This is a genomic window from Flagellimonas profundi, from assembly GCF_017313275.1.
Lineage (GTDB): Bacteria > Bacteroidota > Bacteroidia > Flavobacteriales > Flavobacteriaceae > Flagellimonas > Flagellimonas profundi.
This window is the reverse complement of sequence record NZ_JAFLNM010000001.1, coordinates 527,736-541,835: the sequence shown is the minus strand read 5'-3', so window position 1 is coordinate 541,835 and position 14,100 is coordinate 527,736. Positions and strand designations below refer to the sequence as shown.

At 40.6% G+C, this 14,100-nt stretch carries 7 protein-coding genes and 1 tRNA gene; 4 read left to right on the top strand and 4 right to left on the bottom strand.

The annotated features are described in order from the left end of the window. Nucleotides 1-3,507 (bottom strand): VCBS repeat-containing protein, encoded by a 3,507-nt coding sequence (locus J0654_RS02410; protein WP_207026173.1) that lies wholly within the window; start codon nucleotides 3,505-3,507, stop codon nucleotides 1-3. 551 nt (nucleotides 3,508-4,058) lie between these two features. On the opposite strand from J0654_RS02410, the gene J0654_RS02405 reads away from it, so the two are divergent. The 4 genes from J0654_RS02405 (at nucleotide 4,059) to J0654_RS02390 (ending at nucleotide 12,165) form a co-directional block, all read left to right on the top strand. After that, the gene (locus J0654_RS02405; RefSeq protein WP_207026172.1) at nucleotides 4,059-7,259 is read left to right on the top strand and encodes a SusC/RagA family TonB-linked outer membrane protein; all 3,201 of its coding nucleotides are present in this window, start codon (nucleotides 4,059-4,061) and stop codon (nucleotides 7,257-7,259) included. A gap of 6 nt (nucleotides 7,260-7,265) precedes the next feature. Then, on the top strand, nucleotides 7,266-8,957 hold the full coding sequence (locus J0654_RS02400; RefSeq protein WP_207026171.1) for a RagB/SusD family nutrient uptake outer membrane protein: 1,692 nt from the start codon (nucleotides 7,266-7,268) through the stop codon (nucleotides 8,955-8,957). Between the two features lie 131 nt (nucleotides 8,958-9,088). Then, nucleotides 9,089-11,398 (top strand): glycoside hydrolase family 3 protein, encoded by a 2,310-nt coding sequence (locus J0654_RS02395; protein ID WP_207026170.1) that lies wholly within the window; start codon nucleotides 9,089-9,091, stop codon nucleotides 11,396-11,398. Nucleotides 11,399-11,580: 182 nt separating this feature from the next. Further along, nucleotides 11,581-12,165, top strand: a complete 585-nt coding sequence (locus tag J0654_RS02390; protein WP_207026169.1) for a Crp/Fnr family transcriptional regulator — start codon at nucleotides 11,581-11,583, stop codon at nucleotides 12,163-12,165. A gap of 65 nt (nucleotides 12,166-12,230) precedes the next feature. On the opposite strand, the gene J0654_RS02385 is transcribed toward J0654_RS02390, so the two are convergent. From J0654_RS02385 to J0654_RS02375, 3 genes are all read right to left on the bottom strand, one after another. Beyond that, nucleotides 12,231-12,304 (bottom strand) — tRNA-Arg (locus J0654_RS02385). 105 nt (nucleotides 12,305-12,409) lie between these two features. Further along, complete coding sequence (locus tag J0654_RS02380) at nucleotides 12,410-13,276, bottom strand: sugar phosphate isomerase/epimerase family protein (RefSeq protein ID WP_207027929.1); 867 nt, start codon at nucleotides 13,274-13,276, stop codon at nucleotides 12,410-12,412. 169 nt (nucleotides 13,277-13,445) lie between these two features. After that, entirely contained in the window at nucleotides 13,446-14,045 is a 600-nt protein-coding gene (locus tag J0654_RS02375; RefSeq protein ID WP_207026168.1) for a YceI family protein, read from the bottom strand. Nucleotides 14,046-14,100 lie beyond the last annotated feature (55 nt).

Below are 14,100 nucleotides of genomic sequence, written 5' to 3'. Positions count from 1 at the left end.
TTATTGCAACCCGACAATTTTCAGGTTCCTGGTGTTACCCTGGTAATCTGTTATTTTTATTTCTGAGGTATTGGATTTATCGTATTTCAGGCTTCTGGATGAATTTCCCAAATAAGTATCACCATAAGGGAACTCCACTCTTCGCTCTTTACCATCCGTCATGGTAATTACAGCAAAAGCATCCTTGGGTTTCAGTGATACAGAGGCCATGCCTACATTGTCGTACCCATAAGCCGACAGTTTTCCTGAGTTCATTCCGATGAGCATGGCAGAGCTGCCATCTTCCAGTTCTATGATAGCCGAGCCTTTAGCGCTACCTGTTATCAAAAGACCGCTCTTGTCAGGGTTTACCACTTTAAAACCGCCTTGTCCATCACCCAATAAACAGTATCCAATGGATGCATCACTTCTGCCAATGAATGGCTCAATATCATACTGGTTACCCGATACCAAAAGGTCTAAATTTCCATCACCGTTGAAATCATCGGTCAACATTCCAAATACAGGTGAAAACTGAACCTCTTTTGGCAACTGTGTCATTGTAAACTTGCCATTACCCAAATTTTCAATGTAACTGGAAGCAAAATCATAGACTTTCAATTGACCTGCGTCCTTTAATCCTGCGGCTTCCTTTACATCATCAAAATCTGCCCTTGCATACGATTCATAATCCTTGAATTTGCCTTTCATGGCACTGATCTGATCCACCAAAATATCCCTTGTATGGATCAGATGCTCTTTACCTTCTCGATAACAACTGATCAGAGGGTCTATTGTTCCATTTCCATCCACATCTTTGGTATAGATGGTCAAGGGCTGCTCCGGAGAACATTTAAAATCACTGTTCAAGCCAAAATTCCCGACCACATAATCCATATCGCCATCGGAATCGAAATCTCCCGAAGCAATACTGTTCCACCAGCCGTTGGTATATTCCAAACCGGTATCCTTGGTAATATTATTGAATTTACCCTTATCGTTCTTTAAGAAAGTAACCTCCATAAACTCACCTACCAAAATCAGGTCGAATTGTCCATCGTTGTCAAAATCGGTCCAAATGGCATCGCTCACCATTCCCATTTCTTGGGTATCAAATGCTTCCAAGCTAATGTCCTTGAATCCATCAGGGTCATTTCTAAGCAGGTAACTTTTTGGACTTTTGGGATAAAAACCATTGATAACCCTACCCCCTACAAAGATGTCGAGGTCTCCATCATTGTCAAAATCTGCCAACTCCGCCGTGGAACCCCTAGATTTTCTGGTCAAAATATTACTGCAGGTAAAATTTCCATCGCCTTCGTTATAATAAATTACGTCGGTATAATCTTGACGTGCCATTTCCTCAATGCCTCCTCCATCTATGGATAAAAGGTCCAGATCACCATCGTTGTCCAAATCGGCAAAAACCACCCCCATATCTTCTCTTAAACCTCCACATGCTATGGATTTTTCCTCAAATTTGCCACCGTTGACCTGCATATAGAGCTTTCCTGGTTTTTCCTTAGTACCACCGATATAAAAATCTTCCAAGGAGTCCCCGTTGATATCACCAACAGCGATTCCCGGTCCTAAGTTGGTGTTCATTTTAAGTAAAGTGGTCTGTAATTTGAACTCATCAAAATCATCTTCCACATGTTTGTAATCGATACCCATTTCCTGTATGATCTCTCGGAACAATTTTGGAGAATTTTTTGAGCTGCCCTCTTTATCAGTAGGTTCGGCATCGTTAATGTCCAAGGTCAATTTTTGATTTGCCTCTACATTATAAAGGATCTCTGAATTTCCATTGGACCATGTTACCACCAAGGAATCTATCTTTTCTGAATTACCAAGTCCAAAATGCATTTCAGCATCCATGGTAGACAGATATCCCCTAACAGTGGACGCCAACTTATACTGGGATTTACCATCATGATAAATTCGGACCTCTGTCCCGGTTACATCTTCGTTTTCTTCTCCTTTAAGATCAAGATTCAAGAAAAACGATTGGTTTTCAGGAGTTGAGAATTCTATGGTATTGTTTTTATAAATGCTCGCAGGGTCGTCAATATTATTGATGACAAGATCTAGGTCACCATCGTTATCCAAATCTGCAAAGGCAGCTCCATTGGAGTAAAGTGGTTTTTCCAACCCCCATTCCTCAATCTTGTCCGTAAAGGTCAGGTCACCATTGTTCTTATAGATATAATTGGAAAGTTTTACTTCCGGAAGGTTGCTTACCCTTTCCAGTTCCCCTTGAACCAACTCATCTTCTGTTTGGTATTTGGCCGGTCTTTGGGTGTAGGATTGATAATCCAAATTGGTAATGTCCCGTCTGTAACCGTTTGTTATAAAAATATCGTTGAGGCCATCGTTATCAAAATCGGCAATTAAAGGGGCCCAACTCCAATCGGTATTATAAATGCCACTGAACTGTCCTATTTCACTAAAGGTTTGGTTCCCGTTGTTCAACTGCAGGGTATTCCTAACGTATTGTGGGGCATATCCAATATTAATATTATGGGAGAAAACATCCAGACTAGGTTTCATCATGGTCTGTTTTATCCTTTCGTTACTGTTGGGGAACATATCCACCGTAAAAAGTTCAGGGTTACCATCGTTGTTCAAGTCACCTACATCGTTACCCATACCATTATAGCTCAAATGCCTAAAATAAGTGGTGAGCTGGTCGGTGAAGGTTCCATCTTGGTTATTTATGAACAAAAGATCGTCGGTAAGAAAGTCATTGGAAATATAAAGGTCCAACCATCCATCTTTATTTATGTCGCAAACAGAAACGCCGAGACCAAAACCTTCCATAGTAATACCAGCATCCAATGAAATGTTGGTGAAAGTGCCATCCCCATTATTTCTGTACAACCGATCGTTACTATCTGCACTACCGTCGCTGGTCTTGTATTTGGAAGTATTTCTGTTGTAATCTACCAAGGCATTGGTAAGAACATATAAATCGCGGTCTCCATCCTTATCGTAGTCAAAAAAAACAGCTTGCACACTGTATCCGGTATCGGCGATCCCGTATTCTTTTGCCCTATCGGTAAAAGTGCCATCTCCATTGTTCACAAACATTCTATTGGCCCAATCTTCCCTTGGCCATTCACGGGTCCCGCCCCGACTGACATAAATATCCAATAATCCATCTTCGTTAATGTCCGCCATCGTCACCCCATTGGACCAGCCGGTAGTAACAATATTGGCAGACTCACTAATATCGTCAAATACAAAATTGCCTTTATTAATATAGAGCTTATCCGGAACTTGGTTACCGGTAAAATAAAGATCCTTCAATCCATCATTATTAACGTCTCCCACACCAACTCCAGCACCATTGTACATATATTCAAAGCCAACAATGTTCATGGTGTCGGATTCCACCAATCGATTGTTAAAGTCTACATGGGTGGTATTGGGTTCCAGTAATTCAAATAAATGTTTGTTATCCTCCTTTTTACCACAAGAAACAACGAGTAAAAAAAGTAAAGGGAGTAATGTTCTGGATATCTTCATTGGTTAAGGCATGCTTTATTGTTGGGTTGAGATAATCGATAATTGCTTTTTGACAATATGACAAAAAACTTATTTTACCGTTATCGATACCGCAATATTATAAATTCTTGAGCTTTTTACATCATTTTTATTTTTTTTGAAAAAATCACTTTTTTCATCCTATTTGTTATTAACAACAAAAGTTTTCCCTAAAATCCAACGCTTTTGTTTTCACTCCGAACAAGCGCAAAACCTTTAAAACCCAACTGTTAAGGAATTGTTAAGCAAATCTTAATTGATTTTATTGATTATCTCTTCACCTAAATCGTTTACTTTCGAAAACGTTTGCGAAAACCATAATATATACCTTTGATTTTATGGATATAACAAAAATCTAGTTGTCAATTTGTTTTTTCGAGAAAATAATGTTTTAATTTGCATTGATAGGTGTAGTGTTTTTTTAACATTATTCCATTGTTCTCATAAAAAATTAACTTAAATTTTAACTATTTAAATTAAATCTTGTATTTAAATCTTGTACGTATTAACTAACTAGACAAACCACAACAATTATGATTGAAAACAGTTGTTCATGGCCCAAACATGGAAGGCCATGTCTATCTTTTGCTCTAGGTTTATTATTGATGCTCTTCAGTAGCACAGTAATTAGAGCCCATGAAAATCCATTGGATTTCACTCAGAGTCCAGACCAATTACAAGTTACCGGTACAGTAACCGATCAAAATGGGGAACCATTGATCGGTGCCAATGTATTGGTGCAAGGTACTACCAACGGAACACAAACAGATTTCGACGGTAATTACACCATTAGCGCAGATGGAAATGCCACTTTGGTCTTCAGTTATGTTGGATTCTCAACACAAGAAGTGGCTATCAATGGCAGATCTGTAATCGATGTTTCGCTTACGGAAGACGCCAGTCAGCTTGACGAAGTGGTGGTACTCGGGTATTCTACGCAAACAAGAGGTGACCTTACAGGTTCCGTTGCTTCCGTAGACCTTTCCGAAGCGACCAAAGCACCAATTGTGAATGCCGCAGAAGCCTTGGAAGGTAGGGTTACCGGTGTATCCCTAATAAACTCAGGGGTTCCAGGGTCCTCACCTACCATTCGTATTCGTGGTTTTGGTTCCACTAACGGTAACGACCCGCTTTTCATTATTGATGGGGTGCAGACCACAGATGGTTCCATTTTAAATGCCATTGACCCAGCGGACATCCTTCAGATGAACGTATTGAAAGATGGTGCAGCATCAATATATGGTGCAAGGGCATCCAATGGTGTTGTTATTGTAACCACTAAAAACGGGGGCTACAATATGGAATCAGCTGAAGTATCTTTAGATATGTACACTGGTTTTTCCAGAGCAGCCAACCTTCCAGGTCTTTTAAACCCACAACAACACGCCCAAATGTTTTGGGATAGTTTCAACAACGTAGGTCAAACTCCAACACACGCGCAATATGGTGACGGAGCTTCTCCAGTTGTACCAGCAACCATTTTAGGAGCGCCAGAACCAGTTACTGCAAGATCAGGTGGTTCATGGTTTGATGACATTTTTAGAAGCGCACCGACACAAAACGTTTCCTTGCGTATGGAAAATGGTAACGCAGCTGCAAAGTACTCCATGACCGCTTCTTACTTGAATCGTCAGGGTATCCAATTGGAGTCCTCTTTTAAAAGGGGTCTTACCAGGGTGAACTCTGAATTTAAGATTGGTGAAAAAGTAAGGGTAGGACAACATTTAAACGTGTCTTTTGCCAACAGTAGTGCTCCAAAAAATCCAAACACAAGTCTTGGTGGTAGCCCCCTTATGTTGGCTATGAGGAATTCCCCTCTATTGCCTGCTTACACGGACGCTGGAAACTTTGCGGGAACTTACTCCAATGCATTGGACCTTTCGAACCCTACCAACCCAGTTGCAGATCTTAGAAGAGCTGGTGACAACTTTTATAAGACTTTCAGGATTTTGGGTGACATCTATGCAACCTATCAAATCGTAGATGGACTTACGTTAAAATCCTCCATTGGTGGAGATGCAGAGCTTTTGAGCACAAGAGCTTTCTTGCCGACCAATCCTGAGCATTCGGAAGCAAGATCATCAAACTCTTTGACAGAGTCGGATACCGATAGCTTTAGTTGGATTTGGACCAATACTTTAAACTTCAACAAAACCTATGGCAAGCACAATGTTAATGCACTTGTTGGTCTAGAAGCAGTTGAAAATAGAAGTAAGTTCAAATCTGTAACAGTAACAGACTTCTTGTTTGAAACTCCGGATTATTACCTTCCTAGTACCGGTACAGGAGATCCTATTGTAGGTTCTGGTGATAACACCACTTCACTGTTCTCCGTTTTTGGAAGTGTCAACTATTCTTTCGACAACAAATATTATTTGACTGCTACATTACGTAGAGATACATCCTCAAACTTCTTGGGAGATAATCAAAGTGATACGTTCCCAGCCGTTAGTGCAGGTTGGTTGTTGAGTGAAGAAGATTGGTTTGATTCAAGCTGGTTAAATCGTGTTAAGTTCAAAGCTTCTTACGGTGAGTTGGGTAACCAACAAGTACCGGTGGTTGGTCCAACACTTACACAAGCTGGTATTGATGTTGCACAATCCAACTATGCCTTTAACGGTTCAGGTTCTCCTTCAACAGGTGCGATCGTATCCGCGATTGGTAATCCAAACTTGAGATGGGAAACCTCTCAAACAAGCAACGCTGGTGTTGAATTGGGCTTTATGGATAATAAGCTGAGCGTAGAATTTGAATTGTTTAAAATTACAACAGAGGATTTGATTGCGCAGGATCTACAGTTGATCAGTACAACAGCTCCTGATGCCAATGCTCCGTTTGTAAACTTGGGAAGTATCGAGAACAAAGGTTTTGATTTGGCCATTGGCTATAGAGACCAAACAGATTCCGGATTCTCCTATGGTGTCGATGTAAATGTTTCCTCTTATAAAAATGAGGTTACGGACCTGATTTATAACCAACAATTCGGAAATCCTGGATTTAGGGGCGGTGCCATTACCGTTACCGAAGTAGGTGAACCTATTTCTTACTTTTACGGTTTTGATGTGATCGGTATCTTCCAGGACGAGTCAGAAGTGGGCTCGTCTCCAGACCAGCAATTTGAAAATAATGCCGATGGTGTGGGACGTTTCAAATATAGAGATGTTAATGATGATGGGGTGATCAATGATGAGGATAGAACTAAAATTGGTTCTCCACACCCCGATTTCACTTACGGTATTAACCTTAATCTAGGGTATAAAAATTGGGATCTATCTGCATTCTTCTCAGGAGTTCAAGGAAGAGATGTGTACAACTATTCCAAAATCTTTACGGATTTCCCAACGTTCTTCTTTGGTAACAGAAGTTCACGAGTATTGGATTCCTGGTCGCCACAAAATACGGATGGCACACTTCCAGCCCTTGGAACATCTGTTGTTAACCGTGAGACAAGCCCGAACTCTTATTTTGTGGAAGATGCTTCCTATCTAAGGTTGAAAAACCTTCAAATAGGATACACACTTCCAGATACTATCTTGGACAAATTGGGTATGAATCAGATAAGACTCTATCTACAAGCTTCCAACCTGTTCACCATCACGGATTACAGCGGAATGGATCCTGAAATTCCAATTCTTGTTGCTGGTGGATCAGCGGACAACCTTACCCAGGGGATTGATACAGCTCCATATCCCTTGGCGCAAGTTTATACGTTTGGCGTTAACTTAAAATTCTAAAAAAAAATGATTAAGAGAATATTTATTATTGCTATACTAGTAGGTACTGCATTTTCTTGTAAAGATGATTTTACAGAGCAGTCTCCCATTGGTGTTTTGTCCGAAGAGGCAACAGCCAATGAAACCGGAGTAAATCTTTTATTGACAGGTGCCTATTCTGCTCTAGACGGTGTACGATTGAACCAATTGGGTAATGGATTTGCCATTTCTCCAGATAATTGGTGGTGTGATGCAATGTCAGATGATGCCCACAAAGGTAGTACTGATGGGGATCAAGTTGAATTGTTCCAGTTGGAAACTTATGACATTCAAACCAGTAACCCTTACATTTTAGGTAAATGGATGTCTTTATATGCAGGTGTAAACCGTGCCAATGCGGTAATCTCGTTGATAGGTACCATAGAAGAAGGTGATTTCTCAGCTCAATTGGCAGAGGCTCGTTTTCTAAGAGGATACTTTAACTTTGAGCTTCAGAAAATGTTTGGAAATCCTGCATATATTTCTGAGGAGAACTACGCCAATGTTGAATTCAATCAACCAAACTCTGGTGCTATCTGGAGTCAAGTTGAAGCAGATTTCCAATATGCCATCGATAATTTGCCTCCTTCTCAATCAGAAGCAGGAAGACCAACTTCTTGGGCTGCTAAATCCTTTATGGGCAAAACTCAGCTTTACCAATCAAATTGGGGTGCTGCCCTTACATTGTTTCAAGATGTGATCAACAACGGTCCATATAGCTTAAATGCTGAATTTGTGGACAATTTCAATGCTGCAGGTGAAAACTCTGCAGAATCCATTTTTGCTGTACAATATGCAGCTGATGGTGGACAATCCTTAAACGGTAACGTAGGAGGAACATTGAACTTCCCAGGTGGTGGACCAATTAACACTTGTTGTGGTTTTTACCAACCAACCCAGGATTTGGTAAATGCCTTCCAAACAGATGGCACTGGTCTGCCTTTGTTGGATACATATAACCAAACAGATGTTACAAATGATCAAGACCTTGCTACTGATGATCCTTTCACACCACACACTGGGCCACTAGATCCTAGATTGGACTATACCGTAGGTCGTAGAGGTATTGATTACAACGGATTTGGAATCATGCCTGGTCAAGAATGGATTCGTGCAACAGATGCTGATATTTCAGGTCCATATTTGGCTGCAAAGAACATGTATCAGGCCGATGAACTGGATGCCAGTCAAGGAACTGGGGCATGGGGACAACAGCACTCAGGACTTAACTATGCTATAATGCGTTATGCAGATGTATTGCTTATGGCTGCAGAAGCTGCAGTTGAGACCGGCGATTTACCTACAGCTCTAAACTATGTAAACGAAGTAAGGAACAGAGCCAAAAATTCTTCATATGTATTAAATGAAGCTGGTGATGCCCCTGCTGCAAACTACCAAATCGAGCCTTATGGGTCTTTTGCAAATGCTGATGAAGCAAGAAAAGCTGTTAGGTTTGAAAGAAGGTTGGAATTAGGAATGGAAGGTCACCGTTTGTTCGATTTGAGAAGATGGGGCGTAACTGTTGATGTATTGAACACATATGTTGTCAATGAAACCAGAACCATTTCATCATTAGATTCCAAAGTAAGAAATTACCAAGCGTTTATGGACCTGTTCCCAATTCCGGTTACAGCCATTGACCTTAGTGGTAATGTTCTTACTCAAAATCCAGGGTATTAAATAGTTTAATTGAGTTTAGTTAAGCGTTTTTCGTTTAGTACCTATGGCCTTGTAGCAATACAAGGCCATTTTTTGTTTATAAAATGCTTGATTACCTTTAAATAATTCAAAACAATAAATAAAACAAAACTATGCAACCTTTAACATATACCCTCCGGATAAGTAGTTTGCTTATAGCTGCCCTATTTGTGGGATGCGGTCCTAAGTTTACCGAAGAAAGCAAAGAAGGTTTCAACCTGGTTCATAACGAAAATGGAGCATCCTTGGGGTACAGTCCCAATTCTGAAGTAAACATTTTAACCGTAGACCGATTGGCCTTTAAAGACCTGAACAAAAATGGTTCTTTGGATAGTTATGAAGATTGGCGACTTGCTGTAGATGACAGAGCAAAAGATCTTGCTTCAAAAATGAGTGTTGAACAAATCGCTGGTCTAATGCTTTACAGTGCGCACCAATCCATTCCAGGAGGAGGAAACAGCTTTTTTGGACCTGTGACCTATAATGGAAAACCCTATGCAGAAAGTGGTGCCGAGCCCAGCGATTTATCGGATGCACAAATGAAGTTCCTCCAAGAGGACAACCTTAGGCATGTACTGATTACAAGTGTGGAATCACCGGGCATTGCAGCACAATGGAACAACAATGCACAGGCATTGGTAGAGGGTATTGGTTTGGGGATACCTATAAATACCAGTTCGGACCCCAGGCATGGTAGCGACTCCTATGCAGAATTTAATGCCGGAGCAGGTGGTCAAATTTCCATGTGGCCGAGCACACTAGGTTTGGCCGCCAGTTTTGATCCATCCTTAATGCAAGAATTTGGGAAAATTGCCTCTAAAGAGTATAGAGCGTTGGGTATTGCCACCGCACTTTCTCCCCAGATTGATTTGGCCACCGAACCTCGTTGGTCGCGCTTCGATGGCACTATGGGCGAAGACCCAAAACTCGCCGCAGACATGGCAAGAGCATATGTTGAAGGCTTCCAGGCCTCTGAAAATGGAGATTGGGGCAGTGAAAGTGTGAATGCCATGGTAAAACACTGGCCGGGCGGCGGCCCAGAAGAAGGTGGCCGTGATGCTCACTTTGGATATGGCTCATATGCAGTATATCCGGGAAACAATCTTGAGGATCATCTAAAACCTTTTATAGAAGGTGCTTTTGACCTGGAAGGACCAACCAAAATGGCTGCCGCGGTAATGCCTTACTATACCATCTCCTATAATCAAGACACAAAAAATGGGGAAAACGTCGGCAATGCTTACAACAAATATTTAATAACCGACCTTCTACGTGAAAAATATGGGTACGATGGTGTGGTATGTACCGATTGGGGAATTACAAGCGACGCCCCTAATGTCTATGAATTTAGAGGTAAACCCTGGGGAGTTGAAAATTTAAGCGTAGCTGAGCGGCATTATAAAATTATTGAAGCCGGTTGTGATCAATTTGGAGGCAATAACGAAATGGGACCAGTTATAGAAGCATATCAGTTGGGGGTCGAAGAACATGGAGAGGAATACATGCGCAACCGTTTTGAAAGATCTGCAGTCCGTCTTTTGAAAAATATTTTCAGAACCGGTCTTTTTGAAAATCCCTATTTGGATGTTTCGGAAACAGAACAAATTGTGGGAAATGCTGAATTTATGCAGGCAGGTTACAATGCACAGCTAAAGTCTGTAGTAATGCTTAAAAACAGCCAAGAAACATTGCCCATGGAGTCCAAGAAAAAGGTTTATGTACCCCAGCGTTATGTTGCACCGGCAGTGAATTGGTTTGGAATCGCCACACCAGAGCGTACAGAGCATCCCTTTAATATGGATGTGGTAAGTAAATATTTTGAAGTGGTTGAAGAACCTGCTGATGCTGATTTTGCCTTGGTAGGCGTACAAAATCCTAATGGTGGTGTAGGTTACGACATTAAAGACAAAGAAAATGGAGGTAACGGCTATGTACCCATCAGTCTACAATATGGGCCTTATACGGCAACCCAGGCCAGAGAAAGCAGCTTGGCGGCAGGAAGCCCCCTGGAGGACGTTACCGATCGTTCCTACAAGGATAAAACAATTACAGCTGCAAATATTGCAGATATGGCCTTGGTAACCGATACCAAAAGAAAAATGGGCGATAAACCGGTTATTGTTATTGTTAAAGTAGCCAAGCCATTGGTTTTTGCTGAAATTGAACCCGCTTCGGATGCCATATTGATCCATATGGGGGTTCAAGATCAAGCTTTAATGGATATAATATCCGGCAAGGTGGAACCGTCGGCATTATTACCCTTTCAAATGCCGAAGGACATGATGACCGTTGAAACACAGTTTGAAGATGTACCAAGGGACATGGACCCATATAAAGATACCAATGGAAACAATTATGATTTTGGGTTTGGTCTTAATTGGAAAGGAGTAATTGATGATGCCCGTGTCGAGCTATATAAATAGTTGAACTTATTATAAAAAAAGCCTCCGTTGAACGGGGGCTTTTTTTATAATAGCATGTATCCCTTGCACTTCATGTGATAAATCAAACAATTCCACTACTTTATGATCCATATCATTTCAAGTTTAACCCAAAATATTATTTTTGAGCGGCGATCAATTTTTAAACCAAACCAACTTTTTACATGCTCCACGAGAAAAACCTGTTTATTATTTCCTTTCTCAATTCCATTCACCCCTTAAGCCCAGAGCTTAAATCTTTTCTGTTTAAAAATATTGAGACCTGCACTTTCGAGAAAAATGAAGTCATTAATAAGGCCGGGGAAATTTGTGATAGACTCTACTTCATTAAAAAGGGAATGGTTCGCGGTTATTTTGTAAGCGAATCTTCAGAAATAACGACATGGGTGGATTCTGAAAATGAAGTTTTTACTTCCATCACTGGCTTTTTTAGAAATGAGATAAGCCAAGAATACATACAAAGCCTAGAAATTACCCATTGTGATTATTTAAAATTTGATGATTACAAATACTGTTTGGACAATTTCTCCGAAATGCGCCAGATCAATCGTATGCTTCTTGAAAATTATTATGTTCTAGCCGAGCACAGAGTATATTTGGCAAGAATACCCAATGCCAGCAAAAGGTTGGACTATTTTATGGAAAATAGCAAACCACAGATTGTTGATAGAATACCCAAGAAATATTTAGCTTCTTTCTTGGCAATGCGACCAGAGACCTTATCCCGACTTATGAAGGAAAGAGGCTAAATTATTGTTGGTGGTTTGTTTTCTGCCAATAAAAAAGCCCCTTTTAAAAGGGGCTTTTTTATTTGTGATCGCGGAAGGATTCGAACCTTCGACCGTCTGCTTAGAAGGCAGATGCTCTATCCAGCTGAGCTACGCGACCAAACTTTGCGGGTGCAAAGATACTAATGTAACCGATTGTAAAAAATATTTTTTCGATTTCTTGTCAATTTTATGACAAGCGTCGAACAATGGTCACCATAAGTTTTTATTTAAATCCGATCTCTTCCAGTCCTTTATGGCTGATTTTGATCACTTCCAGAGGCTTTTTGTCCCAGGTCATATCCTGCTCCACAAAATACTTGACCATGCCAGAAGTCTCTTTTTCTTTTAAAATACGGGCAAAATCAATGGTTCCTTCGCCTACTGGGGCAAATTTACCTTCCTCGTCCATATCCTTTACATGCCACAACTTGAATCTACCGGGATATTCTTCAAAATAGGCTACTGGGTCTGCCCCTGCTCTGGTCACCCAATATAAATCCATTTGAAAGTTTACATATTTTGGGTCTGTGTTTTCCAATAGATATTCAATAGGTTTTATTCCATCTTCATTGTCCTTGTATTCAAAATCATGATTGTGATACAATAATTTTAATCCTGCAGCTTCGCACTTTTTTCCCAAAGTTGTAAGAATATTGGCAAAATCCTCCATGGAACCTTTCATCCCCATGGTTCGGTTTTCCCTATTAAATGTAAACATGCCCATTGGCGGCACTGGAACAGTGAAGTATTCAAATCCGGCAGCCTTGGTGTCCGCAATCTGTTGGTCTGCATTTTCCGTGGTTACTCCCCCCATGTGGGTACTTACAGGGGTTAAACCAATACTTTCCAAGTAAGACTTGAACTCCTGAGGTTCCATACCATAAAATTTACCTTCGTTGTATCCTGCAGCTTCAATATAGGCATAACCGGCATCAGCCACTTTCTGTAAGGTAGCCTTAGCATCTTCACCCATGTTGTCCCTAACGGTATAAAGTGCCAGCCCTCCAAAGTTATCCTGTGCATAAAATGTAATTGTAAATAGTGCAAAGGCCATGGTTAACATGCCTTTTGCAGATAGCATCCTGTTCATCATTATTGTTTGTAGTTAATTTCGGTTTATAATGTTTTACAATATAGGATTTTCACCTTTAATATTTTAAATGGAAAATGTTATAATACCCAAGGAAACCTCCATAAAAAAACCCGTTGGAGTAAAAAGACATCGCAACGGGTTCAAAAATAAATGAGTACTTAAATTCTTAAATTTCATTTAACTGCAAAGCTACTCGAACCTTAATTTCATCATGTACTTTGATCATACCCATAACTTTTCGAGGTGGCTCCAGTCCAAAATCCGTCAATTTTAAGGGTATGGTACCATCTACACAAATATTGCCCTGTTGTTCACAGTACAAAGTGGTTTGATAGTTGCGGGTAACACCTGCAATCTTAATCTCCATACCCACACCAATTTCTTGATTATCGGGCTGAGGAGGGTCTACATAAAGCAATTTAAGCTCTACTTGCGGGTGCTTTTCGGTTTGTAATAGCTCCCTAAAATCCTTGTTGATCGCTTTGCCTCCGCAATCGAAACAGTCGTTGGCCAGTTTTAACTGCGCATTCCTAAACTGTATCTGCTCGGCTTTGTTGTCATAGGTCAACCGGATGGGCAGCTCCAGTTCTTCCAGATTATATTTACAGGTAAATTCGTTGACATTGGTTGTTCCGGAAATCACCACTTCACTTTCCGGGGCTACACGGACCTTGGTCTCCCTTTCTGGGTCGGTAAAACCAAAACCTATTAAAAGAGCGGTAATACCCAAAACAATTTTAGTGATATGTGGATTTGTGGACAACATGCGTAACTAATATAATATTTTTACGGTTAAAGACCTAGGGCATTGCTACCCTAGG